23 protein-coding genes are annotated in these 21,972 nt (G+C 67.8%); 17 read left to right on the plus strand and 6 right to left on the minus strand.

Going from position 1 to position 21,972, the window contains the following annotated elements:
- Positions 1-196 precede the first annotated feature (196 nt).
- From rpsB to AAG689_RS05145, 16 genes are all read left to right on the plus strand, one after another.
- Complete coding sequence (gene rpsB, locus AAG689_RS05070) at positions 197-949, plus strand: 30S ribosomal protein S2 (protein ID WP_020230245.1); 753 nt, start codon at positions 197-199, stop codon at positions 947-949.
- 95 nt (positions 950-1,044) lie between these two features.
- Entirely contained in the window at positions 1,045-1,941 is an 897-nt protein-coding gene (tsf, locus tag AAG689_RS05075) for a translation elongation factor Ts (protein ID WP_024002100.1), read from the plus strand.
- Positions 1,942-1,994: 53 nt separating this feature from the next.
- Positions 1,995-2,717, plus strand: a complete 723-nt coding sequence (pyrH, locus tag AAG689_RS05080; RefSeq protein WP_020230243.1) for a UMP kinase — start codon at positions 1,995-1,997, stop codon at positions 2,715-2,717.
- Between the two features lie 49 nt (positions 2,718-2,766).
- A complete protein-coding gene (gene frr, locus AAG689_RS05085) occupies positions 2,767-3,327 on the plus strand; it encodes a ribosome recycling factor (protein WP_406624998.1) in 561 nt (186 codons plus the stop codon).
- A 28-nt stretch (positions 3,328-3,355) separates the two neighbouring features.
- The gene (gene uppS / locus AAG689_RS05090; RefSeq protein ID WP_020230241.1) at positions 3,356-4,087 is read left to right on the plus strand and encodes a polyprenyl diphosphate synthase; all 732 of its coding nucleotides are present in this window, start codon (positions 3,356-3,358) and stop codon (positions 4,085-4,087) included.
- A gap of 20 nt (positions 4,088-4,107) precedes the next feature.
- The gene (locus AAG689_RS05095) at positions 4,108-4,962 is read left to right on the plus strand and encodes a phosphatidate cytidylyltransferase (protein WP_406624999.1); all 855 of its coding nucleotides are present in this window, start codon (positions 4,108-4,110) and stop codon (positions 4,960-4,962) included.
- On the plus strand, positions 4,959-6,134 hold the full coding sequence (ispC, locus tag AAG689_RS05100; RefSeq protein WP_406625000.1) for a 1-deoxy-D-xylulose-5-phosphate reductoisomerase: 1,176 nt from the start codon (positions 4,959-4,961) through the stop codon (positions 6,132-6,134). Before AAG689_RS05095 ends, ispC begins: the two co-directional genes overlap by 4 nt.
- Before the next feature lie 102 nt (positions 6,135-6,236).
- A complete protein-coding gene (gene rseP, locus AAG689_RS05105) occupies positions 6,237-7,613 on the plus strand; it encodes an RIP metalloprotease RseP (RefSeq protein ID WP_406625001.1) in 1,377 nt (458 codons plus the stop codon).
- Between the two features lie 45 nt (positions 7,614-7,658).
- Positions 7,659-9,956: an outer membrane protein assembly factor BamA gene (bamA, locus tag AAG689_RS05110; protein WP_406625002.1), complete on the plus strand. Its 2,298-nt coding sequence runs from the start codon at positions 7,659-7,661 to the stop codon at positions 9,954-9,956.
- Complete coding sequence (locus AAG689_RS05115; RefSeq protein ID WP_020230236.1) at positions 9,956-10,483, plus strand: OmpH family outer membrane protein; 528 nt, start codon at positions 9,956-9,958, stop codon at positions 10,481-10,483. The genes bamA and AAG689_RS05115 overlap by 1 nt, the downstream gene beginning before the upstream one ends.
- Before the next feature lie 25 nt (positions 10,484-10,508).
- Complete coding sequence (gene lpxD, locus AAG689_RS05120; RefSeq protein ID WP_406625003.1) at positions 10,509-11,489, plus strand: UDP-3-O-(3-hydroxymyristoyl)glucosamine N-acyltransferase; 981 nt, start codon at positions 10,509-10,511, stop codon at positions 11,487-11,489.
- 13 nt (positions 11,490-11,502) lie between these two features.
- Positions 11,503-11,943 carry a 3-hydroxyacyl-ACP dehydratase FabZ gene (gene fabZ, locus AAG689_RS05125; RefSeq protein ID WP_406625004.1) on the plus strand — a complete coding sequence of 147 codons (441 nt, stop codon included), beginning with the start codon at positions 11,503-11,505 and terminating at the stop codon, positions 11,941-11,943.
- Positions 11,944-11,959: 16 nt separating this feature from the next.
- Positions 11,960-12,748 carry an acyl-ACP--UDP-N-acetylglucosamine O-acyltransferase gene (gene lpxA, locus AAG689_RS05130; protein ID WP_406625005.1) on the plus strand — a complete coding sequence of 263 codons (789 nt, stop codon included), beginning with the start codon at positions 11,960-11,962 and terminating at the stop codon, positions 12,746-12,748.
- Between the two features lie 12 nt (positions 12,749-12,760).
- Positions 12,761-13,927, plus strand: coding sequence for a lipid-A-disaccharide synthase (gene lpxB, locus AAG689_RS05135; protein WP_406625006.1), 1,167 nt, complete (start codon positions 12,761-12,763; stop codon positions 13,925-13,927).
- Positions 13,902-14,528 carry a ribonuclease HII gene (rnhB, locus tag AAG689_RS05140; RefSeq protein WP_024002094.1) on the plus strand — a complete coding sequence of 209 codons (627 nt, stop codon included), beginning with the start codon at positions 13,902-13,904 and terminating at the stop codon, positions 14,526-14,528. Before lpxB ends, rnhB begins: the two co-directional genes overlap by 26 nt.
- A complete protein-coding gene (locus AAG689_RS05145) occupies positions 14,525-15,298 on the plus strand; it encodes a TrmH family RNA methyltransferase (RefSeq protein WP_406625007.1) in 774 nt (257 codons plus the stop codon). The genes rnhB and AAG689_RS05145 overlap by 4 nt, the downstream gene beginning before the upstream one ends.
- Positions 15,299-15,306: 8 nt before the next feature.
- Here AAG689_RS05145 and AAG689_RS05150 read toward each other — a convergent pair whose 3' ends face one another.
- Positions 15,307-15,684: a hypothetical protein gene (locus AAG689_RS05150; RefSeq protein WP_406625008.1), complete on the minus strand. Its 378-nt coding sequence runs from the start codon at positions 15,682-15,684 to the stop codon at positions 15,307-15,309.
- 112 nt (positions 15,685-15,796) lie between these two features.
- Between AAG689_RS05150 and AAG689_RS05155 the strand changes: the two genes are divergently transcribed.
- Positions 15,797-16,966, plus strand: a complete 1,170-nt coding sequence (locus AAG689_RS05155; protein ID WP_406625009.1) for an MFS transporter — start codon at positions 15,797-15,799, stop codon at positions 16,964-16,966.
- A gap of 22 nt (positions 16,967-16,988) precedes the next feature.
- On the opposite strand, the gene AAG689_RS05160 is transcribed toward AAG689_RS05155, so the two are convergent.
- The 5 genes from AAG689_RS05160 to AAG689_RS05180 all read right to left on the minus strand — a co-directional run bounded on the left by AAG689_RS05160 (position 16,989) and on the right by AAG689_RS05180 (position 21,941).
- On the minus strand, positions 16,989-17,819 hold the full coding sequence (locus AAG689_RS05160; protein WP_406625010.1) for a Bug family tripartite tricarboxylate transporter substrate binding protein: 831 nt from the start codon (positions 17,817-17,819) through the stop codon (positions 16,989-16,991).
- Between the two features lie 189 nt (positions 17,820-18,008).
- On the minus strand, positions 18,009-18,995 hold the full coding sequence (locus tag AAG689_RS05165) for a Bug family tripartite tricarboxylate transporter substrate binding protein (RefSeq protein WP_406625011.1): 987 nt from the start codon (positions 18,993-18,995) through the stop codon (positions 18,009-18,011).
- Between the two features lie 42 nt (positions 18,996-19,037).
- Positions 19,038-20,204 carry a mandelate racemase/muconate lactonizing enzyme family protein gene (locus AAG689_RS05170; RefSeq protein WP_406625012.1) on the minus strand — a complete coding sequence of 389 codons (1,167 nt, stop codon included), beginning with the start codon at positions 20,202-20,204 and terminating at the stop codon, positions 19,038-19,040.
- Positions 20,205-20,237: 33 nt separating this feature from the next.
- Positions 20,238-21,227 carry an NAD(P)-dependent oxidoreductase gene (locus AAG689_RS05175; protein ID WP_406625013.1) on the minus strand — a complete coding sequence of 330 codons (990 nt, stop codon included), beginning with the start codon at positions 21,225-21,227 and terminating at the stop codon, positions 20,238-20,240.
- A gap of 6 nt (positions 21,228-21,233) precedes the next feature.
- A complete protein-coding gene (locus AAG689_RS05180; protein WP_406625014.1) occupies positions 21,234-21,941 on the minus strand; it encodes a FadR/GntR family transcriptional regulator in 708 nt (235 codons plus the stop codon).
- Positions 21,942-21,972: the final 31 nt, after the last annotated feature.

A 21,972-nucleotide genomic window follows, 5' to 3' on the forward strand; every position in this document is an offset into this window, starting at 1 on the left:
GCGCCAGGCTGCGCGCGGCAATAGGGGAAACATGGGGGTGTGCTAGAATCCTTGGGTTTTGCCGGGTGCTGCGCGCAGGGTTTTCTGTGGTGCGGCTGCGGTGAAACCAATCGCAAACCAGCCCTTTCAAGGTGCTGCGGCCCTCAGGCTGCGGTTATTGGGGCTGGATTTTAGACCCAACCTTCGGAGAAACCCTATGTCCGTCACCATGCGCGAAATGCTGGAAGCCGGTGTCCACTTCGGCCACCAAACCCGCTTCTGGAACCCCAAGATGGCCCCCTACATCTTCGGCCATCGCAACAAGATCCACATCATCAACCTGGAAAAGACGCTGCCGCTGTTCCAGGACGCGCAGAAGTTCGTGCGCCAGCTGGCCGCCAACCGTGGCACCATCCTGATGGTGGGCACCAAGCGCCAGGCGCGCGAGCTCCTGGTGGCCGAGGCGCAGCGCGCCGGCGTGCCTTTCGTGGACCAACGCTGGCTGGGCGGCATGCTGACCAACTTCAAGACCGTCAAGACCTCCATCAAGCGCCTGAAGGACATGAAGGCCCAGCAGGAAGCCGGCCTGGAGTCCATGAGCAAGAAGGAACAGCTCATGTTCACCCGCGAGCTGGAAAAGCTCGAGAAGGACATCGGCGGCATCCAGGAAATGAACGCGCTGCCCGACGCCATCTTCGTGATCGACGTGGGTTACCACAAGATCGCCGTGGCCGAGGCCAAGAAGCTGGGCATCCCGCTGATCGGCGTGGTGGACTCCAACCACTCGCCCGAGGGCATCGACTACGTGATCCCCGGTAACGACGACTCGGCCAAGGCCGTGGCGCTGTATGCCCGCGGCATCGCCGACGCGATCCTCGAAGGCCGTGCCAACGCCGTGTCCGACGTGGCCAAGGCCGTTGCCGCCGAAGGCTCCGACGAGTTCGTGGAAGTGCAAGAAGCCGCTGCCTGACCTCAGGCGCATGCGACGCGTCGCAAGAAAAGCGGGGCCCCTGGTGAGCCCCCTTTTTTTAACGTCAAGACAAACTGAAGAATTGGAGAAAAACGATGGCTGCTATTACCGCAAGCATGGTCGCTGAACTGCGCGGCAAGACCGACGCCCCCATGATGGAGTGCAAGAAGGCCCTGACCGAGGCCGACGGCGACATGGCCAAGGCAGAGGAACTGCTGCGCGTCAAGCTGGGCACCAAGGCGGGCAAGGCCGCTTCCCGCGTCACGGCCGAAGGCGTGGTGGCTTCCTTCATCGATGGCAACGTGGGCGCGCTGATCGAAGTGAACAGCGAGACCGACTTCGTTTCCAAGAACGACAGCTTCATCGCCATGGCCAATGCCGCCGCCAAGCTGATCGCGCAGAAGAACCCCGCCGACATCGAGGCACTGGGCCAACTGGCCTACGAGCAGGATGGCTTCGGCCCCACGCTGGAAGACGTGCGCAAGGGCCTGATCGGCAAGATCGGCGAGAACATGTCCTTCCGCCGCTTCAAGCGTTTCGAAGGCTCCAGCCTGGCGGCCTACCTGCACGGCTCGCGCATCGGCGTGGTTGTGGAGTTCGACGGTGACGCCGTGGCCGCCAAGGACGTCGCCATGCACGTGGCCGCCATGAAGCCCGTGGCCCTGACGAGCGCCGACGTGCCTGCCGACCTGATCGCCAAGGAGCGCGCCGTGGCCGAAGGCAAGGCCGCCGAATCCGGCAAGCCCGCCGATATCGCCGCCAAGATGGTCGAAGGCTCGGTGCAGAAGTACCTCAAGGAAGTCTCGCTGGCCGACCAGGTCTTCGTGAAGGCGGCCGACGGCAAGCAGACCGTGGCCGCCATGCTCAAGGCCGCCAATACCACCGTGAAGGGCTTCACCCTCTACGTCGTGGGCGAAGGCATCGAGAAGAAGGCCGACGACTTCGCCGCCGAAGTGGCGGCGCAGGTCGCGGCGGCCAAGTCCGCCGCCTGATCCTCGCAACCCCTGTCCGAACCCCCCTGTCCTTGCCTTACGGAGAATTGCCCATGACCCCCGCCACGCCAGCCCACAAGCGCATCCTGCTCAAGTTGTCTGGCGAGGCCCTCATGGGTGACGATGCGTTCGGCATCAACCGCGCCACCATAGTGCGCATGGTCGAGGAGATCGCCGAGGTCACGCGCCTGGGCGTGCAGGTGGCGGTGGTGATCGGCGGGGGGAACATCTTCCGTGGCGTGGCCGGCGGCTCCGTGGGCATGGACCGCGCCACCGCCGACTACATGGGCATGCTGGCCACCGTCATGAACTCCCTGGCGCTGGCCGATGCCATGGACAAGCAGGGCCTCACCGCGCGCGTGATGTCGGCCATCGGCATCGAGCAGGTGGTCGAGCCCTACGTGCGTCCCAAGGCGCTGCAGTACCTCGAAGAAGGCAAGGTGGTGGTGTTCGCCGCCGGCACGGGCAACCCCTTCTTCACCACCGACACGGCCGCCGCGCTGCGCGGCGCCGAGGTGGGCGCAGAGGTGGTGCTCAAGGCCACCAAGGTGGACGGCGTCTACACCGCCGACCCGATGAAGGATCCGTCCGCGACGCGCTACGCCAAGCTGTCGTTCGACGAGGCCATGTCGCGCAACCTGGGCATCATGGATGCCACGGCCTTCGCGCTGTGCCGCGACCAGAAGCTGCCGATCCGCGTGTTCTCCATCGTCAAGCACGGCGCACTCAAGCGCGTGGTGATGGGCGAGGACGAAGGCACATTGGTGTACGCTTGACCGCTTTGCCGCACGCCTTGGGCTGCAGCAAGTGCAGCAGGAGAAACACATGACCATTGCCGACATCAAGAAGAACGCAGAGGCCAAGATGGAGCAGTCCATCGCCGCCTTCAAGAACAACCTGTCCAAGATCCGCACCGGCCGAGCCAACCCGGCGCTGCTGGACACCATCCACGTCGAGTACTACGGCTCCATGGTGCCGCTGTCGCAGGTGGCCAACGTGTCGCTGCTCGACGCGCGCACGATCAGCGTGCAGCCCTGGGAAAAGAACATGGGCGCCAAGATCGAGAAGGCCATCCGCGAAAGCGAGCTGGGCCTGAACCCCGCGTCCATGGGCGACCTGATCCGCGTGCCCATGCCTCCGATGAGCGAGGAGCGCCGCAAGGAAATGACCAAGCTCGCGCGCAGCGAGGGCGAGAACGCCAAGGTGGCGGTGCGCAACCTGCGCCGCGACGCCAACGAAGGCGTGAAGAAGCTGGTCAAGGACAAGCTGGCTTCCGAGGACGACCAGAAGCGCTGCGAGGCCGACATCCAGAAGGCCACCGACAAGCGCATCGCCGAGATCGACACCTTGGTTGCGGCCAAGGAACAGGAAATCATGGCGATCTGATCCGCCCGCTCGGATCGGTCGGGACGCCATGTCCGCAGCAGCCAAAGAGGCTCCGGGAGCCATTCCCCACCACATCGCCATCGTCATGGACGGCAACGGCCGCTGGGCCACGCGCCGCTTCCTGCCGCGCCTTGCGGGCCACCGCCAGGGCGTGGAATCGCTGCGCCGCTGCGCGCGCGCCTGCGCCGAGCGCGGCGTGGCCGTGCTGACGGTGTTCGCCTTCTCCTCCGAGAACTGGAACCGCCCGGCCGACGAGGTCTCGGGCCTCATGGACCTGCTGGGCAAGGCCCTGGCGCGCGAAGTGCCGCAGCTGTGCCAGGACGGTGTGCGCCTGCACTTCGTGGGCAACAAGGCGGGCCTGTCCGACAAGGTGCGCGCAGGCCTGCAGCAGGCCGAGGCGCTCACGGCCGGCAACGGCCGCCTCGTGCTCAACGTGTGTTTCAACTACGGCGGCCGCTGGGACATCGCCCAGGCCGCGGCCGCCCTGGCGGCACGCGGCGAGCCGATCACCGAGGCCAGCCTGCACGCGGCCATGGGCATGTCCCACGTGCCCGACCCCGACCTGCTGATCCGCACCGGCGGTGAGAAACGCATCAGCAACTTCCTGCTGTGGCAGGCCGCCTATTCCGAGCTGTACTTCAGCGACCGCCTGTGGCCGGATTTCGACGAGGCCGCGCTCGACGAGGCCATCGCCGACTACGCGGGGCGCGAGCGCCGCTTCGGCCGCACGTCCGACCAGGTCCAGGCCACAGTGGCCTGACCCTCACGAAAGGAGCCCCCGTGCTCAAACAGCGTGTCATCACCGCCCTGGTCCTGCTGGCCATCCTGCTGCCGGCCCTGTTCTATCCGTCGCCCACCGCGTTCGCGGCCGTGGCGCTGGTGCTCATGGCTGCGGGTGCATGGGAGTGGGGGCGGCTCAACGGCCTGGGCGGCGGCGCCAGCCTGGGCCTGGGAGCCGTGTGCGTGGCACTGTGCGGCGCAGCCTGGGCCACGGGCTGGCTGCAGCAGCCGCTGCCATGGCTCTGGGCCATCGGCGGAGCTGCATGGGTGCTGGGCGGCGCGCTGCTGCTGCGCGGCGGCGTGGAAGGCTGGCCGCGCGTGCCGCGCCTGCTGCGCGTCGTGGGCGGCGTGCTGGCGCTGTGGCTGGCATGGCTGGCCGTGGCGCAAGCGCGCGTGGCGGGCATCAACTACCTGCTGTCGGTGCTCACGCTGGTGTGGATGGCCGATATCGCCGCCTATTTCGCGGGCCGCGCGTTCGGGCTGAAGTTCACCAGGAACAAGCTGGCCCCCGCCATCAGCCCTGGCAAGAGCTGGGAAGGCGTGTGGGGCGGCATGCTCGGCGTGCTGCTGCTGGCCGTGTGCTGGACGCTGGCCGATACGCATTGGCAGGCGGCCGTGCCCAGCTTCTATTCGCTGCTGGCGCGGCGCGGCTGGTGGCTGCTGGTGCTCGGCGCGGTCTTCATGGCGGCGATGAGCGTGGTGGGTGACCTCGTGGAATCGCTCATCAAGCGCAGCGCGGGCGTCAAGGACAGCAGCGGCCTGCTGCCGGGCCACGGCGGCGTGCTCGACCGCATCGATGCGCTGCTGCCCACGCTGCCGCTGGCCCTGATGCTCTCTCACTACGCCGCCGCATGAAACAACGCCTCACGGTGCTGGGCTCCACGGGCTCGATCGGCACCAATACCCTCGACGTGGTGGCGCGCCACCCCGGTCGCTACGAAGTCTTCGCGTTGAGCGCGGCTACCCAGGTGGACCTGCTGCTCGCGCAGTGCGCGCAGTTCCGCCCGCGCTACGCGGTGATGGCCAGCCCGGAGCACGCACGCCAGCTCGCCGAGAAGCTCAAGGCCAACGGCCTCGCAACCGAGGTGCTTCAGGCGCAGGATGCTCTTGAGGTCATAGCATCGCACGACGAGGTGGACACCGTCATGGCGGCCATCGTCGGCGCGGCGGGCTTGGCGCCCTGCCTGGCGGCCGCGCGCGCTGGCAAGCGGCTGCTGCTGGCCAACAAGGAGGCGCTGGTCGTCGGCGGCGCGTTCTTCATGTCCGCCGTGCGTGAAGGCGGCGCGACGCTGCTGCCGATTGACAGCGAGCACTCGGCCATCTTCCAGTCGCTGCCGGACGACCCCGCCACCTGGGCCGCGCGCGTGGAGCGCATCGTCCTCACCGCCTCGGGCGGGCCGTTCCGCACCCGCGCGCCGGCGTCGCTGGATACCGTCACGCCCGACGAGGCCTGCGCGCACCCCAACTGGGTCATGGGCCGCAAGATCTCGGTGGATTCGGCCACCATGATGAACAAGGCGCTGGAGGTGATCGAGGCACGCTGGCTTTTCGACCTCGCGCCCGAGCAGATCGACGTGGTGATCCACCCCCAGAGCGTGATCCATTCGATGGTGCAGTACCGCGATACCTCGGTCGTCGCCCAGCTCGGCACGCCCGACATGCGCGTGCCCATCGCCTATGGCCTGGCCTGGCCTGAGCGCATCGCCAGCGGCGCCGCGCCGCTGGACTTCACCCGCCTGGCCGGCCTGACGTTCGAGGAGGCCGACGCCGTGCGCTTCCCCGGCCTGCACCTGTCCTGGCAGGCACTGCGCGCCGCGCCCGGCACCACGGCCGTGCTCAACGCGGCCAACGAGGTGGCGGTGGCCGCGTTCCTGGAGCAACGCATCCGCTTCGACCAGATCCACGCGCTCAACCTTGCAACTTTGGAGGCGGTGCAACCCTCCAACCCGGATTCGCTGCCGGCCCTGCTGGCCCTGGACGTGCAGACGCGCGCCGTGGCGCAGGAACTGGCACGGCGCTTCGGATAAGTGAGCTGCCTGCGCTTGCCATATAAGGGGTTCAAATGGTTTTGAATGTGAAACCCATGTGTGACAAGCGCAACCAGCTATGATTTTTGAAAGGGAGTCGGCATGCTGCTGACCATCGTCGCCTTCATCGTCGCGCTGGGCGTGTTGATCGCCGTGCACGAATACGGCCATTACCGCGTGGCCGTGGCCTGCGGCGTCAAGGTGCTGCGCTTCTCGGTGGGCTTTGGCAAGCCGCTGCTGCGCTGGCAGCCCCAGGGCTCGCCCACCGAGTTCGTCGTCGGCGCGTTTCCGCTGGGTGGCTACGTGAAGATGCTCGACGAGCGCGAGGCGCCCGTCGCGCCGCACGAGCGCCACCTGGCCTTCAACACCCAGCCGCTGCGCGCGCGCGCCGCCATCGTCGCGGCCGGGCCGCTGGCCAACCTGCTCCTGGCCGTGCTGCTCTATGCGGCCGTCAACTGGATCGGCGTGGAGGAGCCCAAGGCCTACGTGGCCAGCCCCGTGGCCGGCTCCATCGCCGAGCGGGCGGGCCTGCGCGGCGGCGAGCTGGTGCTGAGCGCCGCCGTCGGCGAGAGCGAGCCGGAGGACGTGCGCTCATTCGAGGACCTGCGCTGGGCGCTGACGCGCGGCGCGCTCGACGGCGAGAACGTGCGCCTGGCTGTGCAGGCCGCGCCCGGCGCGCCGGCGCGCGACGTGCTGCTGCGCCTGGAAGGCATGGACGTGCGCGAGGCCGACGCGCAGCTCTTCCGCCAGATAGGCATCGCCGGCCCGTGGACGCGCCCGCTGCTCGGCGAGGTGATGCCCGGCGGCGCCGCCGAGCGCGCGGGCCTGCGCGCGGGCGACCTGGTGCAGCGCGTGGGCGCGGTGGATGCGGTGGACGGCGCGCAACTGCGCGAACTCATCCGCGCCAGCGTGCGGGACGGGCAGCCGCTCGCGCAGCGCTGGAGCATCGAGCGCGGCGGGCGCATGCTCGACATCGAGGTCACGCCCGACCTGGCGCAGGAGTCTGGCGGCGCGGTGGGCCGCATCGGCGCCTACGTGGGCGCCGCGCCCGAGATGGTGACCGTGCGCCACGGCCCGCTGGAGGGCGTGTGGAAGGGGATGGCGCGCACCTGGGAAATGTCGTCGCTCACGCTACGCATGATGGGCCGCATGGTGATCGGCGAGGCCTCCATCAAGAACCTCAGCGGCCCGCTCACCATCGCCGACTATGCGGGCCGCTCGGCCAGCATGGGCCTCACCCAATACCTGGCCTTCCTGGCCCTCATCAGCGTGAGCCTGGGGGTGCTGAACCTGCTGCCCGTGCCCGTTCTGGATGGGGGGCACCTGATGTATTATCTTTGGGAAGGGGTGACCGGGCGCGGCGTCTCCGAGGCCTGGATGGAGCGTCTGCAGCGCGGTGGCGTGGCGGTGCTCCTGCTCATGATGTCCATTGCCCTGTTCAACGATGTCACCCGGTATGTCACCCGGCTCTTTGGCTAACCTTTTTGCCGCATGCGCGCTGCCATGGCGGCTCCAGCTTCATTCATGAGAACACACATCAATCGCCTGGGCGTGCGCACGGCATCGGCCGTAGCGGCCATGATCTTCGCGGCCAACGCGGCCTGGGCCCTGGAGCCGTTCAAGGTTCAGGACATCCGCGTGGAGGGCCTGCAGCGGGTGGAGCCCGGCACCATCTTCGCGTCGCTGCCGCTGCGGGTGGGCGACGAATACAACGACGACAAAGGCGCCGCGGCCATCCGCGCGCTGTTCGCGCTGGGCCTGTTCAAGGACGTGCGCCTCGAAGCTTCCGGCAGCGTGCTGGTGGTGGTCGTGGAGGAGCGCCCGACCATCGCCGACGTCGAGTTCGCCGGTACCAAGGAGTTCGACAAGGACACGCTCAAGAAGGCCATGCGCGACGTGGGCCTGACGGAAGGGCGTCCCTACGACAAGGCGCTGGCCGACCGCGCCGAGCAGGAGCTCAAGCGCCAGTACATCAACCGCAGCCTGTACGGCGCCGAAGTGGTCACGACGGTCACGCCCATCGAGCGCAACCGCGTCAACCTGACCTTCACGGTCACCGAGGGCGGGCCCGCCAAGATCAAGGACATCACCATCGTCGGCAACAACGCCTTCAGCGATTCCACGCTCAAGGGGCTGTTCGACCAGGACACCGGCGGCTGGCTGAGCTGGTACACCAAGAGCGACCGCTACTCGCGCGCCAAGCTCAACGCCGACCTGGAAACCCTGCGCTCGTACTACCTGGCGCGTGGCTACCTGGAATTCCGCATCGACTCCACCCAGGTCGCCATCTCGCCCGACAAGCAGGGCATCTCCATCACCGTCAATGTCACCGAAGGCCAGAAATACGTGGTGTCCGGCGTGAAGCTGGAGGGCAGCTACCTGGACCGCGACGACGAGTTCAAGTCGCTCATAACCATCCGCCCCGGCGAGCCCTACAACGCCGACCGCGTGGCCGAGACCACCAAGGCCTTCAGCGACCATTTCGGCAACTTCGGCTTCGCCTTCGCGCGCGTGGAGGCCGTGCCCGAGATCGACCGCGAGAACGCCCGCGTGGCCCTGGTGCTGCGCGCAGAGCCTTCGCGCCGCGCCTACGTGCGCCGCATCAACGTGAGCGGCAACAACCGCACGCGCGACGAAGTCATCCGCCGCGAATTCCGCCAGTACGAGGCCTCCTGGTACGACGGCGACAAGATCAAGCTCTCGCGCGACCGCGTGGACCGCCTGGGCTTCTTCACCGATGTCAACGTCGAGACGCAGGAAGTGCCCGGTGCGCCCGACCAGGTGGACCTGGTGGTGAACGTCACCGAAAAGCCCACCGGCTCGCTGCAGCTCGGCGCGGGCTTTTCCAGCGCGGAGAAGATCTCGCTGTCCTTCGGCATCAAGCAGGAAAACGTCTTCGGCTCGGGCAACTACCTGGGCGTGGACGTGAACACCAGCAAGTACCGCCGCACGCTGGTCTTCTCCACCACCGATCCGTACTTCACCAAGGACGGCATCTCCCGCACGCTGGACCTGTACTACCGTACGGCCAAGCCCTACGAGGACCAGGGCGGCAACTACCAGCTCGTCACCGCCGGCACCAGCGTGCGCTTCGGCGTGCCGTTCAGCGAGACGGACACGGTGTTCTTCGGCGGCGGCGTGGAGCAGACCAAGATCAAGGCGGGCACCAACATCCCGGCGGCCTACCTGGCCTATGCCGAGGAATACGGCACCACCAGCATGTCCGTGCCGCTGACCATCGGCTGGTCGCGCGACGACCGCGACAGCGCGCTGGCACCCAATTCCGGCCGCTACCAGCGCCTGAACTCCGAATGGTCGGTGGCGGGCGATGCGCGCTACGTGCGTGCCAACTACCAGATCCAGCAGTACGTGCCGCTGAACAAGCAGTTCACGCTGGCATTCAATGGCGAGCTGGGCATGGGCAAGGGCATGAACGGCCAGTCGTTCCCCGTGTTCAAGAACTTCTACTCGGGAGGCCTGGGCTCGGTGCGCGGCTTCGACCAGGGCACGCTGGGCCCGCGCGACGTGACGGGCGCCTCGCTAGGCGGCCCCAAGAAGGTCACGCTGAATGCCGAACTCATCGCGCCGTTCCCCGGCGCCGGCAACGACCGCACGCTGCGCTGGTACGCCTTCGTCGATGCGGGTAACGTGTACGGCGAGCACGAGAATTGGGAGATGAGCGAAATGCGCGCCTCGGCGGGCCTGGGCATCTCCTGGATCTCGCCGCTGGGCCCGCTGCGTATCGCCTATGCACAGCCCGTGCGCAAATTCGCTGGCGATAGAATCCAGAAACTGCAATTCCAGATCGGAACGTCTTTCTAATGAAATCCTTTTCCCGCCATATTCCCCTGGTCTTCCTGCTGGGCACCCTGGCCACTGCCGTGCCTGCGCAAGCCCAGGAGTTCAAGGCCGGCTTCGTGAACACCGACCGCATCTTCCGCGAGGCCAGCACCGCCAAGGCGGCGCAGGCCAAGCTGGAGCAGGAATTCTCCCGCCGGGAGAAAGAGCTGGTGGACCAGGGCAATGCGCTCAAGTCCGCCACCGAGAAGTTCGAGCGCGAAGCGCCCACCATGGCCGAGAGCCAGCGCGTTTCGCGCCAGCGCCAACTGGTCGACCAGGACCGCGACTTCCAGCGCAAGCGCCGCGAGTTCCAGGAAGACCTGACCGCACGCAAGAACGAAGAGCTGGGCCAGGTGCTTGAGCGCGCCAACAAGGTGGTCAAGCAGGTCGCCGAATCGGAGAAGTACGACGTCATCCTCCAGGAGGCCGTCTACATCAACCCCAAGCACGACATCACCGACAAGGTGATCAAGGCGATGAACGCTGCTGCCGGTAACGGCGGCAAGTGATGCATTGGCTCAGGGCGGGCAACGCGTGAGTGTGCGGCTCGGGCAGATCGTCGACGCGCTCGGCGGAAGCCTCGAAGGGGGCGACAGGGACACGGAAATCCTGCGCATCGCCCCTCTGGAGTCCGCAGGGCCAGGCGATCTGGCCTTCCTGAACAACCCCCGCTACCAGTCGCAACTGGCCGCCTCCCGGGCGGCCTGCGTCATTGTGGCGCCCGCGATGCGGGCCGTGGCGCTGCAGCGCGGCGCCTGCATCGTGGCGGACGAGCCCTATGTCTATTTCGCCCGCGCCACCCAGTGGTGGAAACGGGCGCAGGGCGGGGGCGAGCGCGCGGGCATCCACCCCAGCGGCGTCGTGGACCCCGAGGCGCACGTGCACCCCACGGCATGGATCGGCCCGCTGTGCGTGGTCGAGCGTGGCGCGTCCATCGGCGCGCACACGGTGCTCAAGTCGCGCGTCACGGTCGGCGAGCGCTGCAGCGTGGGCGAGCGCTGCATCCTGCATCCGGGCGTGGTGGTTGGCGCAGACGGCTTCGGCTTCGCGCCGCAGAACGGACAGTGGGTGAAGATCGAGCAGCTCGGGGCCGTGCGCATCGGCGACGACGTGGAGATCGGCGCCAACACCTGCATCGACCGCGGCGCCCTGGGCGACACGGTGATCGAGGAGGGCGTCAAGCTCGACAACCTGGTCCAGATCGCCCACAACGTGCATATCGGCCGCCACACCGCGATGGCTGGCTGCGCGGCCGTGGCAGGCAGCACCAAGATCGGCGCGCACTGCACCATCGCCGGTGCCGCGCGCATCGTGGGGCACCTGCAATTGGCGGACAATGTGCACGTTTCCACCAGTACGGTGGTCACGCATTCGATCTCGCAACCCGGGCAGTACACCGGGGTGTTTCCCATGGACGACAATGCGAAATGGGAAAAGAACGCGGCCACGCTGCGCCAGTTGTACCGGCTGCGTGAGCGCATCAAGGCTCTCGAACAAACACGAAAAGACGGCTAGGCCGCATCGAAAAATGATGGACATCCACCAAATCCTCAAGCTCCTGCCCCATCGCTATCCGTTCCTGCTGGTGGACCGGGTGGTCGAGCTCGAGCGCGGCAAGCGCATCCAGGCGATCAAGAACGTCACCATCAACGAGCCTTTCTTCACGGGCCACTTTCCTGCCCGCCCGGTGATGCCCGGCGTGCTGATGCTGGAGGCCTTGGCCCAGGCCGCGGGCCTGCTGTCGTTCGACATGATGGGCGAGGCCCCCGGCGACGACAAGGTGTTCTATTTCGTGGGCATCGACGGCGCGCGCTTCAAGCGCCCCGTGGAGCCGGGCGACCAGCTCATCCTCGACGTGGAGCTCGACCGCATCAAGGGCGGCATCTACAAGTTCAAGGGCGTGGCCCGCGTGGGCGACAGCGTGGCCTGCGAAGCCGAGATCATGTGCACCATGCGCACGGTGGCCTGATCGGCCCTGGAATGCCGTGAGCGCGATCCATCCCACAGCCATCGTCGATCCCGCCGCGCAGTTCGCTGGCGATGTCTCGATCGGGCCTTACGCGGTTATCGGGCCGCACGTGGCCATCGGCGCGCGTACCACGGTGGGCGCGCACTGCGTGATCGAGGGGCACACCACGATCGGCGAGGACAACCGCATCTTCCAGTTCGCCTCGCTCGGCGCCGCGCCGCAGGACAAGAAGTACGCGGGCGAGCCCACGCGCCTCGTGATCGGGCACCGCAACACCATCCGCGAGTTCTGCACCTTCAACACTGGCACCGCGCAGGACCGCGGCGAGACCGTGATCGGCGACGACAACTGGATCATGGCCTACGTGCACATCGCGCACGACTGCGTGGTGGGCAGCCAGACCATCCTGGCCAACAACGCCACGCTGGCCGGCCATGTGCACGTGGGCGACTGGGCCATTATCGGCGGCCTGACGGGCGTGCACCAGTTCTCGCGCATCGGCGCGCATGCGATGGCCGGGTTTGCCAGCCACGTGTCGCAGGACGTGCCGCCTTTCATGATGGTGGACGGCAACCCGCTGGCTGTGCGCGGCCTCAACACCGAGGGCCTGCGCCGCCGGGGTTTCTCGCCGCAGCGCGTGGCGGGCCTCAAGCAGGCCTACCGGCTGCTGTACCGCCAGGGCCTCACGCTGGAAGCGGCGGTAACGGCCATGCAGGAGGCGGGGCAGGCGCACCCCGAGGCCGTGCAGGACATCGCCCTGCTGCGCGATTTCGTCGCCGCATCGCGCCGCGGCATCGCCCGCTGAAGGGGCGAGGGCATGCAGCATCCGCCACAGTACTCGCCAAAGGTGGCGATGGTGGCCGGCGAAACGTCCGGCGACTTGCTGGCCGGCCTGCTGCTCGATGGCCTGCAGGCCCAATGGCCCGGCGTGGCGGGCCACGGCATCGGCGGCGCGCAGATGCAGGCGCGCGGCTTCGATGCCTGGTGGCCCAGCGAACGGCTGGCCGTGCACGGCTACAGCATCGAGCTGGTGCGGCGCCTGCTGGGCATCCTGAAGATCCGCAAGGACTTGCGCGCGCGGCTGCTGGCGGACAAGCCCGACGTGTTCATCGGCGTGGACGCGCCCGACTTCAACCTGGGCCTGGAGCGCGGCCTGCGCGCCGCCGGCGTGAAGACGGTGCATTTCGTCTGCCCGTCCATCTGGGCGTGGCGCGCCAACCGCGTGGAGAAAATCCGCGCCAGCGCGGACCATGTACTGTGCATCTTCCCGTTCGAGCCCGAACTGCTCGCGCGTCACGGCATCGCCGCGACCTATGTGGGCCATCCGCTGGCCAGCGTCATTCCGATGCAGCCCGACCAGCAGGCCGCACGCGCCCAGCTGGGGCTGGCGAAGGACGACGAGGTGCTGGCCATCCTGCCCGGCAGCCGGTCGGCCGAGGTGGCCTACATCGCCAAACCCTTCTTTCAGGCTGCAGCGCTTATCAGGAAAGCGCGGCCAGCTATCAAACTGGTAGTGCCCGCCGTGCCTGCGCTGCGCGCGCGCATCGAGCAGATCGCGCGCGAGTGCGGCGTGCTGGAGCAGCTCACCCTCGTCACCGGCCAGTCGCATGCCGTGCTGGCGGCCTGCGACTGCACGCTGATCGCCAGCGGCACGGCCACGCTGGAGGCAGCGCTCTTCAAACGCCCCATGGTCATCGCCTACCACATGCACCCGATCAGCTGGCGGCTGATGCGGCGCAAGCAGCTGCAGCCCTGGGTGGGGCTGCCCAACATCCTGTGCCGCGATTTCGTGGTGCCCGAACTGCTGCAGGACGCCGCCACGCCCCAGGCGCTGGCCGACGCCGTGCAACAGTGGCTGGACGCGCCTGCGCGCGATCCGGCCCGCATGGCTTCCCTCGAACGACGTTTCACCGCGCTGCACGAAAGCCTGCGGCGCGATACCCCCCGCCTTGCCGCCGATGCGATCCAGAAAATCCTCGCTTGAACAGGGCTGCCTCGACTGGCACCCGCCCGGCTTGGTCGCGGGCGTGGACGAGGCCGGGCGCGGCCCGCTGGCCGGGCCTGTGGTGGCCGCCGCGGTGATCCTGGACGACCTGCAGCCCATCGCCGGACTGGCCGATTCCAAGGTGCTGAGCGCCGCACGCCGCGAGCAGCTCTTCGACGAAATCCGCGCCAGGGCCCTTTGCTGCAGTGTCGCAGAGGCCAGCGTGGAGGAGATCGACCGCCTCAACATCCTGCAGGCCACCATGCTCGCCATGCGCCGCGCGGTGCAGGGCCTGCGCCTGAAGCCCGTGCGCGTGCTGGTGGATGGCAACCGCCTGCCGCCGCTGGACGTGCCGGCCGAGGCCATCGTCAAGGGCGATGCGCTGGTGCAGGCCATCTCGGCCGCTTCCATCCTTGCCAAGGTCACGCGCGACCGCTGGTGCGCGCAGCTCCACACGGAGTACCCGCAGTACGGGTTCGCAGGCCACAAGGGCTACGGCACCCTCGAACACATGGCTGCGCTGCAGGCGCACGGCGCCTGTCCGCAGCACCGCCGCTCGTTCGCGCCCGTGGCGCGCGCCCTTCAGGCCGTTTCCGCATGACTGCCACGCCTCTCACCATCCATTCGCGCGACAACGCCTTCGTCAAGGACCTGCGCCGCCTGTCGCAGGACAGCACCGCCTACCGCAAGCAGGGCCGCGTGTGGCTGGAAGGCGATCATCTGTGCAGCGCGCTGCTGGCGCGCGGCCGGCGCCCGGCCTTGGCCGTGTTTTCAGAGTCTTTTTGGCCTGTAGCGCCCGAGCAGTATGCGCGAGCAGCTATCAAGAACATAGTCATCGCCGATGCCCTGTGGGCCGACATCAGCGCACTGGAATCGCCGGCGCGCATGGGTTTCGTGCTCGACATGCCCGCCGCTGCGGCGCTGGATGCCGATGCGCCCACGGTGGTGCTCGACCGGCTGCAGGATGCGGGCAACGTGGGTTCCATCCTGCGCAGCGCCTCGGCCTTCGGCTTCACGCAGGTGGCTGCGCTCAAGGGCACGGCGCTGCTCTGGTCGCCCAAGGTGCTGCGCGCGGGCATGGGCGCGCATTTCGCGCTGCGGCTGGTGGAAGGCCTGGACGTGCAGCACATCGACATCCTGCGCGTGCCGCTGCTGGCCACCAGCTCGCACCAGGGCGACTGGCTGCACCGCGCTGCGCTGCCGTGGCCGTGCGGCTGGATCCTGGGGCACGAAGGGCAGGGCGTGTCGCCCGCGCTGCAAGCGCGGGCGCGCCTGCACATCCGCATCACCCAGCCGGGGGGTGAGGAGTCCCTCAACGTGGGCGCAGCCGCTGCCATCTGCCTGCATGCGAGCGCGGCGGCGCGCTGCTGAGCCTGCTCTCAGTCGGTGCCCGTCAGGCAGGGCACGTTGATGTCCTTCTTGAACAGCCGGCAGTTCGCGGCAAACGACGCCTCCACGCCCGCGTTGCGGTTGCGCTGGAGTTGCGCCAGCTTGTTTTCCTCGTAGCGGGGATGGGGCGGAACGCCCTCGGGGCGGTCCAGGCTCTCGGCCCACACGGAGGCATAGCACACGCTCTTGCTCGCGCATGCGTGCTCCGCAGCCCGCCGCACGTAGTTGCGGTCGCCGGCCTTGTCCGTGGGCACCATCACGTAGACATGGATGCCATACTGGCCGATCACCTGGTCTTGCTGGGCATGGGCCTGGAACGCGCAGAGGGCGCACAGGAAGGCCGTCAGTGCGAGGAACTGCTGTTTCATGTTTTTTCGGGATGGCAAGGATGGGGAAGAAGTGCTCAGCCCCTGGCTGGGGCGGCCGTGGATTGTGCACGCTGGACGGGGCTACTGACGTGCCGCAAGCATGCAAAGCAAAATGACCACCACGGTGATGCTGGGCGTTGCCCAGACGCTGGCCTGGGCATCGTCGTACTACCTGCCCGCCGTGCTCGCGGACCCCATGGGCAGGGACACCGGAATGTCCTCCTCCGGCATCTTCGGCGCCTTCTCGATGGCATTGCTGTTCGCCGCAGGGATCGGCCCGTGGGCCGGGCGCGCGATCGACCGCTTCGGCGGGCGGCCGGTGCTGGTCCTCAGCAACCTGGTGTTCGCAGCCGGCTTGGCTGCGATGAGCCAGGCCTCCCAGCCCGTCCATGTCTTTACCGCATGGGCAGTGATGGGACTGGCCATGGGCAGCGGGCTCTATGAGGCGGCATTCGCCACGCTGGTGCGCCTGCATGGCCAGGAAGCCCGCCGCGCGATCACCGGGATCACCTTGCTGGGCGGTTTCGCGAGCACCGTGGGCTGGCCCCTGTCGGCCTATGTGGAAACCACCGCCGGCTGGCGCAGTGCCTGCCTGGTGTGGGCGGGGCTTCACCTGTTCCTGGGGTTGCCGCTGAACGCGATGCTGCCCAAGGTGGTGCGGGGCGACGCCGGGGCCGCCGAGACAAGGCCCGCGCATGCCGATGCCCATCAGCCGGGCGTGCCCGTCGCACGCCAGCGGCGTGCGGCCTTGCTCATGGCCTGCGTGTTTGCCATCGCATGGTTCAACAGCACCGCCATGGCAGCGCATCTGCCCAAGGTCCTGCAGGCTTGCGGAGTGGCGGCGGCAGCGGCCATCGGCATCGCGGCGCTGGTGGGGCCTGCGCAGGTGGGAGGGCGGCTGATCGAGTTCACCGTGCTCAGGCATGCGCACCCGCTGCTGTCTGCGCGGCTGGCCACCCTGGCGCATCCGCTGGGCGTGCTGGTGCTGGTGCTGCTGGGTGGGTATGCGGCGCCGGCTTTCGCCGTGCTGCACGGCCTGGGCAACGGCATCCTGACCATCGCCATCGGAACACTGCCGCTGCTGGTGTTCGGTGCGCAGGGCTACGGGCAGCGGCAGGGACTGCTGATGGTGCCGGCCCGCGTCGCCCAGGCGGGCGCGCCTTTCCTGTTCGGGCTGGCGGTGGAGCAGTGGGGCGCGGGCGCCCTGGCGTTCTCCGCGCTGCTGGGGGTGCTGGCGTTCGGCGCGTTGGCCGTCCTGGCGTCCGACATGCGGCAGGAATGAGCCGGAGCCATCCCAGCGCCCGTCAATCCAGTGTGACGTGCGCCTTGCGCACGATGTCGCGGTACTTGGCGATCTCGGAATGGATCAGCGTTCCGAATTCCGCCGCCGTTCCACCCGCAGGTTCCAGCCCCATCGACAGCAGCTTTTGCTGTGTGTCCGGCTGGGCCAGCATGCGGCGCAGTTCCGCATTGAGCTTTTCGACGATGGGCTGGGGTGTTCCCCGGGGCGCGACGATGCCGTACCAGGTGCCGTCCTCGAAGCCGGGCAGCGCTGCTTCCGAGAGAGTGGGAACGTCCGGCAGCGCGGAGACGCGCTGCTTCGACGACACACCCAGGGCGCGCAGCTTGCCGGACTTCACGAAAGGCACGAGCGTGACCAGGTTGTCGAACTGCGCATCGGTGACGCCTCCCAGCAGGTCGTTGGTGGCCGGAGCGCTGCCCTTGTAAGGCACATGGGCCACGTCGATCCCGGCAGCGAGGGCGAAGCTCACGCCGCCCAGGTGCTGGGCCGTACCCGTGCCGCCGTTGCCGATGGCGATCTTGCCTGGCTGGCGCTTGGCCAACTGCACGAAATCGCGCGCGGTGGTTGCGTCCACCTTCGTGGGATTCACCACGAGCAGCAGCGGTGCGCGCACCAGCAATGCGACAGGCTGGAAGTCGCTGGCGGAGTCGTAGTTGAGTTTGGGATAGAGCGATGGATTCACCGCCATGAACCCCGCTGCCGCCAAGGTGAGCGTGTAGCCGTCGGGCGCTGCCTTGGCGCCCGCTTCCGCGCCGATGTTGCCGCCCGCGCCGGGACGGTTTTCCACCACTGCCGGCTGCCCCCAGGCATTGGAAAGCTGCTGGGCCACCATGCGGCCCAGCGTATCCGAGGCTCCCCCGGGGGGAACGGAACGATCACGCGCAGCGGCTTGTTCGGATAGTCGGCCTGTGCCATGGCCGCGCCGGGCAAGCCGAGCGCGCAGCAGAGAGCCGTGGCAATGGACAAGAGTTGGCGTCGTGGCGAGTGCATGGTGGCTGTGCCTTTCTGGTGCGGCCTGGGGTCAGTCGATCTTTGCGCCGGAGGTCTTGACGACCTGCGCCCAGCGCTGCGTTTCGGAGGCGATGAAGCTGCGGAATTCCTCCGGGCTGCTCGGCATGGGGGTGACACCCATCTTGGCCAGCTGGGCCTGGAAGTCGGGGGCGTCGATCGCCTTGCGCATTTCACCGTTGAGCTTGTTGACAATGTCTTTCGGCGTGCCTGCAGGCGCCAGGAAACCGAACCAGACGGTCATGTCGAATCCGGGCAACGTTTCCGAGATGGCAGGGATTTCCTTGGCGGCTGCGGAGCGCTGCATGCTGGAAACGCCCAGTGCGCGCACACGTCCGCTTTCGACTTGCGGCAACACGGCAGGCATCTGGTCGAACAGCATCTGCACTTGCCCTCCGATGAGATCCTGCATGGCGGGGCCGCCGCCCTTGTAGGGCACGTGCGTGAGTTCGACTCCGGCCGCGGACTTGAGCATCTCTGCCGCAAGATGGCTGGACGTGCCATTGCCGTTGGACGCGTAGTTGAGCTTGCCGGGATGGGCCTTGGCATAGGCCACCAGTTCCTTGACGTTGGCGGCCGGCACCGACGGATGCACGACGAGCAGGTTGGGCACGCCGGCATATCGGCCGATGGGCGTCAGGTCCTTGATGGGATCGAAGGGCATCTTGGCGTAGAGCGCCGGGTTGATCGCCAGCCCGATCGGTCCCATGAGCAGGGTATAGCCGTCGGGTTCGGACTTGGCCACGACCTCCATGCCCACGTTGCCGCCCGCGCCGGGGCGGTTGTCCACGACCACGGGCTGCCCCAGGCTCTGTCCCATGCGGTCTGCCAGCAGGCGCGCCAGGATGCTGGTCGTACCTCCTGTAGCGAAGGGCACGACCAGGCGGATGGGCTTGGTGGGATAGGCCGCGGTGCTGGCGTGCGCAATGCCTGCCCCCGTCAGGGTGGCGGCGGCAGCGATGAGCAGCGCGCGGCGGCGCAGCGGTGAAGAAAAGGTCATGGCGTTGTCTCCTGGTTTGTTTTCTGGAAGTGGGGTGGCGCGTCAGTCCACGCTGTAGCGGTCCACGAATTCCTGTCGCACCGTGATGCCCAGGCCCGGGCGATCAGGGATTTCCACGTAGCCGTCCTGCACGGTGAACTGTTCTTCGGCCAGTTCCTGGAGCAGCGGGTTGGCTCCCACGGAGTACTCCAGGATGAAGCCTGCGGGCGATGCGGCAGCCACGTGCATGCCGGCAGAGAAGGCGAGCGCGCCGGTCCACAGGTGCGGCGCGAGCTTGATGTTCCATGCGGCGGCAAGCGCGCCGATGCGCATCGCCTCCGAGATGCCGCCGCAGATGGCGAGGTCGGGCTGGAAGACATCTGCCGCGCGCAGTTGCACGAGGTCACGGAAATCGAAACGGTTGAATTCGCTCTCGCCGGCCGCGATGGGAACGGCGGTGGCGGCACGTACCTCGGCCATGCCGTGCTTGTCGTCGGCCGTGACGGGCTCTTCGAACCACAGCAGGTTGCAGTCTTCCACCAGGCGGCAAAAGCGCTTGGCCTCCGCTACGGTGTAGGTGCCGTGCGCGTCGCAGGCCAGGCCGATGTCGGGCCCCAGGGCTTCGCGCGCGGCGCGCACCCGGCGTGCCGAATGGATCGGATCGCCGTCGATCACGCCCACACGCATCTTCACCGCCTTGAAGCCGCCGCGTGCGACATAGCCCAGCAACTGCTCGCCGATGTGCTGCGCATCGGCCCAGCCGCCCGATGCATAGGCGGGCATGCGTTCGGATTTGCGCCCACCCAGCAGGCGCCAGACCGGGGCGTTCAGGTGCTTGCCCAGAATGTCCCACAGCGCCATGTCGATGCCGCTGATCGCGGCCACCGAGACACCGCGGCGGCCCATGATGGGAAACACATGGCCATGCGCCAGTGCGTAGTGCCCCCGGCAGCCGTTGTACATGAGCTCCCACAGGCGGTTGATGTCGCGCGGGTCCTCGCCCACCAGCGCGGGGCCGAACTTGTGGTTGATGATGGCCACGACCCCGTGGCTGTTGCCTTCGCTGCCGACTTCCTCCTTGGCTTCGCCCCAGCCGACCAGGCCGCACTCGGTTTCGATGCGCACGAGGACCGAATCAAACGACGCGACGCGGCCGAAATCCGAGACGTGCTGCTTTTCGTAGGGAATGGGAACGTGGAGCCATCGGGCCTGGATGCTTTTGATCTTCATGGGACAAGGAGCAGGGGGTGGAACAAGAAGGGGCTAGCTGCCGAGGCGGGCCCAGTGCGCGCGAATGGCGCTCTCGGCCTCCGGGTTGCACAGGTGGCGTGGCAGATGGCCTGCCTGCATCTGCAGCAGCTGTTCGGCTACGCTGGCGCTCATGCGCTGCATGCTGTCGCGGGTAATGCCGGCCAAGTGCGGTGTGAGGCGCACGCGCGGCAGCTCCCGCAGCCGCGATGCGCAGGGCAGGGGCTGGGTCTCGAAGACGTCCAATGCCGCGCCTGCCACCTGGCCGCTTTCGAGCGCTGCGATCAGCGCAGGGGTGTCGATCACCGCGCCGCGCGCCACGTTCACGATGAACAGGCCCCGTTTGGCATGCGCCAGGGCATCGGCGTCGACGAGGTGGCGCGTCGCGTCGGTGAGCGGGCAGGCCAGCACGAGGAAATCGGCCTGGCGGAGGGCCTCGGCCAGGGATGTGCAGGGGATCGGGTCGCCAGCGGTTGCAGTGCTGCGCCGTACGCCGAGCACACGCATGCCGAAGCCTGCGGAGCACATTCCTGCCAAGGCGCGGCCGATGGCTCCCAGGCCTACGATGGCGACGGTCTTTCCATGCAGGTCGGGCAGATGCTCGGCCGCGGCGCGTGGGGCGTTCCATTGCCCTGCGCGCAGCAGGTCCTCCATTTCCGGGAGCTGCCGCGCCAGGGAGAGCATCTGCCCCATGGCGTATTCGGCCACGCTGCGCGCATTGACGGCCGGCACGTTGGCAACTGCCACGCCTTGGTCGCTGGCCTTGTCCACGGGGATCATGTCCAGGCCTGCGCCGTGGCGCACGACGCCGCGCAGCGCGGGAGCTGCGGCGAACAGATCGCCAGGCAGGGGTGCTCGTACCACGATGTACTGCGCGTCTCGAGCCATCGCGCGCAGGGTGTCGGCGTCGGTGGCGGGCGCATGGCGCAGCTCGAACTGGAGTGACAGCGCTTGTTCCACGCCGGCCTCCATGGGGTTGGTGAGCAAAACGATGGGCGGCGGCATGGCGCTTCAGGCCTGCCCTGGGCGGGCGTTGGCAGGCTGCACGTGGGCCATCCAGTAGCGCTCGACGTTGCCCAGGTGCTGGTTGAGCACGTCCAGCGCCTTGCCCGTGTCTCCCTGCGCGATGGCGTTGCGCAGCGCCGTGTGCTGGGTGATGGAGCGCTTGGCATTGCCGGGCTCGCCGAAATACTGCTCGCGCCGCGCCCGTGACGCCAGCCAGAAGGAGTTGGCTGCGCGCTGTATCAGCCGGTTGCCGCTGGCGGCACACAGCGCCATGTGGAATTGGGCGTCTTGCTCGCTGAGCGATTGCCCGGCGGCATGGCGCGCCCGCGATGCGGTGAGGATCAGGTCCAGGTGTTCCATGTCCTGCTCCGTGCGGCGCTGGCAGGCCAGGGTGACGGCCTGGATTTCGAGCATGGAGCGGAACTGGTTGAGATCGAGTACGTCGGCGGCCGACACTGGCATGCCCAGGTCCGATTCCAGCACCACCATGTCGAGCGAGGCTTCTGTGGCGATGTCCTTGAGGTAGATGCCCGATTGGGGGCGCCGCTCGAGCACGCGCATCGCCTCCAGCGTAGCCAATGCCTCGCGAAGGATGCCGCGGCTGACCTGGAAGCGCTCGGCCAGTTCACGCTCCGAAGGAATACGTTCGCCCGGCTGGTAGCCGCGTTCGCGGATGAACGGAAGGATGCGGGCGAGGACTTGCTGGGTTTCCATGGATCGGCGTTAATTTGGTCTAACCAATTTG

Origin of the sequence: Acidovorax sp. SDU_ACID1 (genome assembly GCF_045291395.1) — a bacterium.
Classification (GTDB): domain Bacteria; phylum Pseudomonadota; class Gammaproteobacteria; order Burkholderiales; family Burkholderiaceae_C; genus MR-S7.

What these genes read in the sequence shown, in the direction of transcription:
- AAG689_RS05145 (WP_406625007.1), top strand. Translation starts at nt 14,525, where the DNA reads ATGACTGCCACGCCTCTCACCATCCATTCGCGCGACAACGCCTTCGTC.
- AAG689_RS05170 (WP_406625012.1), bottom strand. Translation starts at nt 20,204, where the DNA reads ATGAAGATCAAAAGCATCCAGGCCCGATGGCTCCACGTTCCCATTCCC.
- AAG689_RS05150 (WP_406625008.1), bottom strand. Translation starts at nt 15,684, where the DNA reads ATGAAACAGCAGTTCCTCGCACTGACGGCCTTCCTGTGCGCCCTCTGC.
- rnhB (WP_024002094.1), top strand. Translation starts at nt 13,902, where the DNA reads ATGCGATCCAGAAAATCCTCGCTTGAACAGGGCTGCCTCGACTGGCAC.
- tsf (WP_024002100.1), top strand. Translation starts at nt 1,045, where the DNA reads ATGGCTGCTATTACCGCAAGCATGGTCGCTGAACTGCGCGGCAAGACC.
- AAG689_RS05155 (WP_406625009.1), top strand. Translation starts at nt 15,797, where the DNA reads ATGACCACCACGGTGATGCTGGGCGTTGCCCAGACGCTGGCCTGGGCA.
- uppS (WP_020230241.1), top strand. Translation starts at nt 3,356, where the DNA reads ATGTCCGCAGCAGCCAAAGAGGCTCCGGGAGCCATTCCCCACCACATC.
- AAG689_RS05175 (WP_406625013.1), bottom strand. Translation starts at nt 21,227, where the DNA reads ATGCCGCCGCCCATCGTTTTGCTCACCAACCCCATGGAGGCCGGCGTG.
- frr (WP_406624998.1), top strand. Translation starts at nt 2,767, where the DNA reads ATGACCATTGCCGACATCAAGAAGAACGCAGAGGCCAAGATGGAGCAG.
- bamA (WP_406625002.1), top strand. Translation starts at nt 7,659, where the DNA reads ATGAGAACACACATCAATCGCCTGGGCGTGCGCACGGCATCGGCCGTA.
- AAG689_RS05160 (WP_406625010.1), bottom strand. Translation starts at nt 17,819, where the DNA reads ATGGTGGCCCAGCAGCTTTCCAATGCCTGGGGGCAGCCGGCAGTGGTG.
- AAG689_RS05115 (WP_020230236.1), top strand. Translation starts at nt 9,956, where the DNA reads ATGAAATCCTTTTCCCGCCATATTCCCCTGGTCTTCCTGCTGGGCACC.
- AAG689_RS05165 (WP_406625011.1), bottom strand. Translation starts at nt 18,995, where the DNA reads ATGACCTTTTCTTCACCGCTGCGCCGCCGCGCGCTGCTCATCGCTGCC.
- AAG689_RS05180 (WP_406625014.1), bottom strand. Translation starts at nt 21,941, where the DNA reads ATGGAAACCCAGCAAGTCCTCGCCCGCATCCTTCCGTTCATCCGCGAA.
- ispC (WP_406625000.1), top strand. Translation starts at nt 4,959, where the DNA reads ATGAAACAACGCCTCACGGTGCTGGGCTCCACGGGCTCGATCGGCACC.
- fabZ (WP_406625004.1), top strand. Translation starts at nt 11,503, where the DNA reads ATGATGGACATCCACCAAATCCTCAAGCTCCTGCCCCATCGCTATCCG.
- pyrH (WP_020230243.1), top strand. Translation starts at nt 1,995, where the DNA reads ATGACCCCCGCCACGCCAGCCCACAAGCGCATCCTGCTCAAGTTGTCT.
- lpxB (WP_406625006.1), top strand. Translation starts at nt 12,761, where the DNA reads ATGCAGCATCCGCCACAGTACTCGCCAAAGGTGGCGATGGTGGCCGGC.
- rpsB (WP_020230245.1), top strand. Translation starts at nt 197, where the DNA reads ATGTCCGTCACCATGCGCGAAATGCTGGAAGCCGGTGTCCACTTCGGC.
- rseP (WP_406625001.1), top strand. Translation starts at nt 6,237, where the DNA reads ATGCTGCTGACCATCGTCGCCTTCATCGTCGCGCTGGGCGTGTTGATC.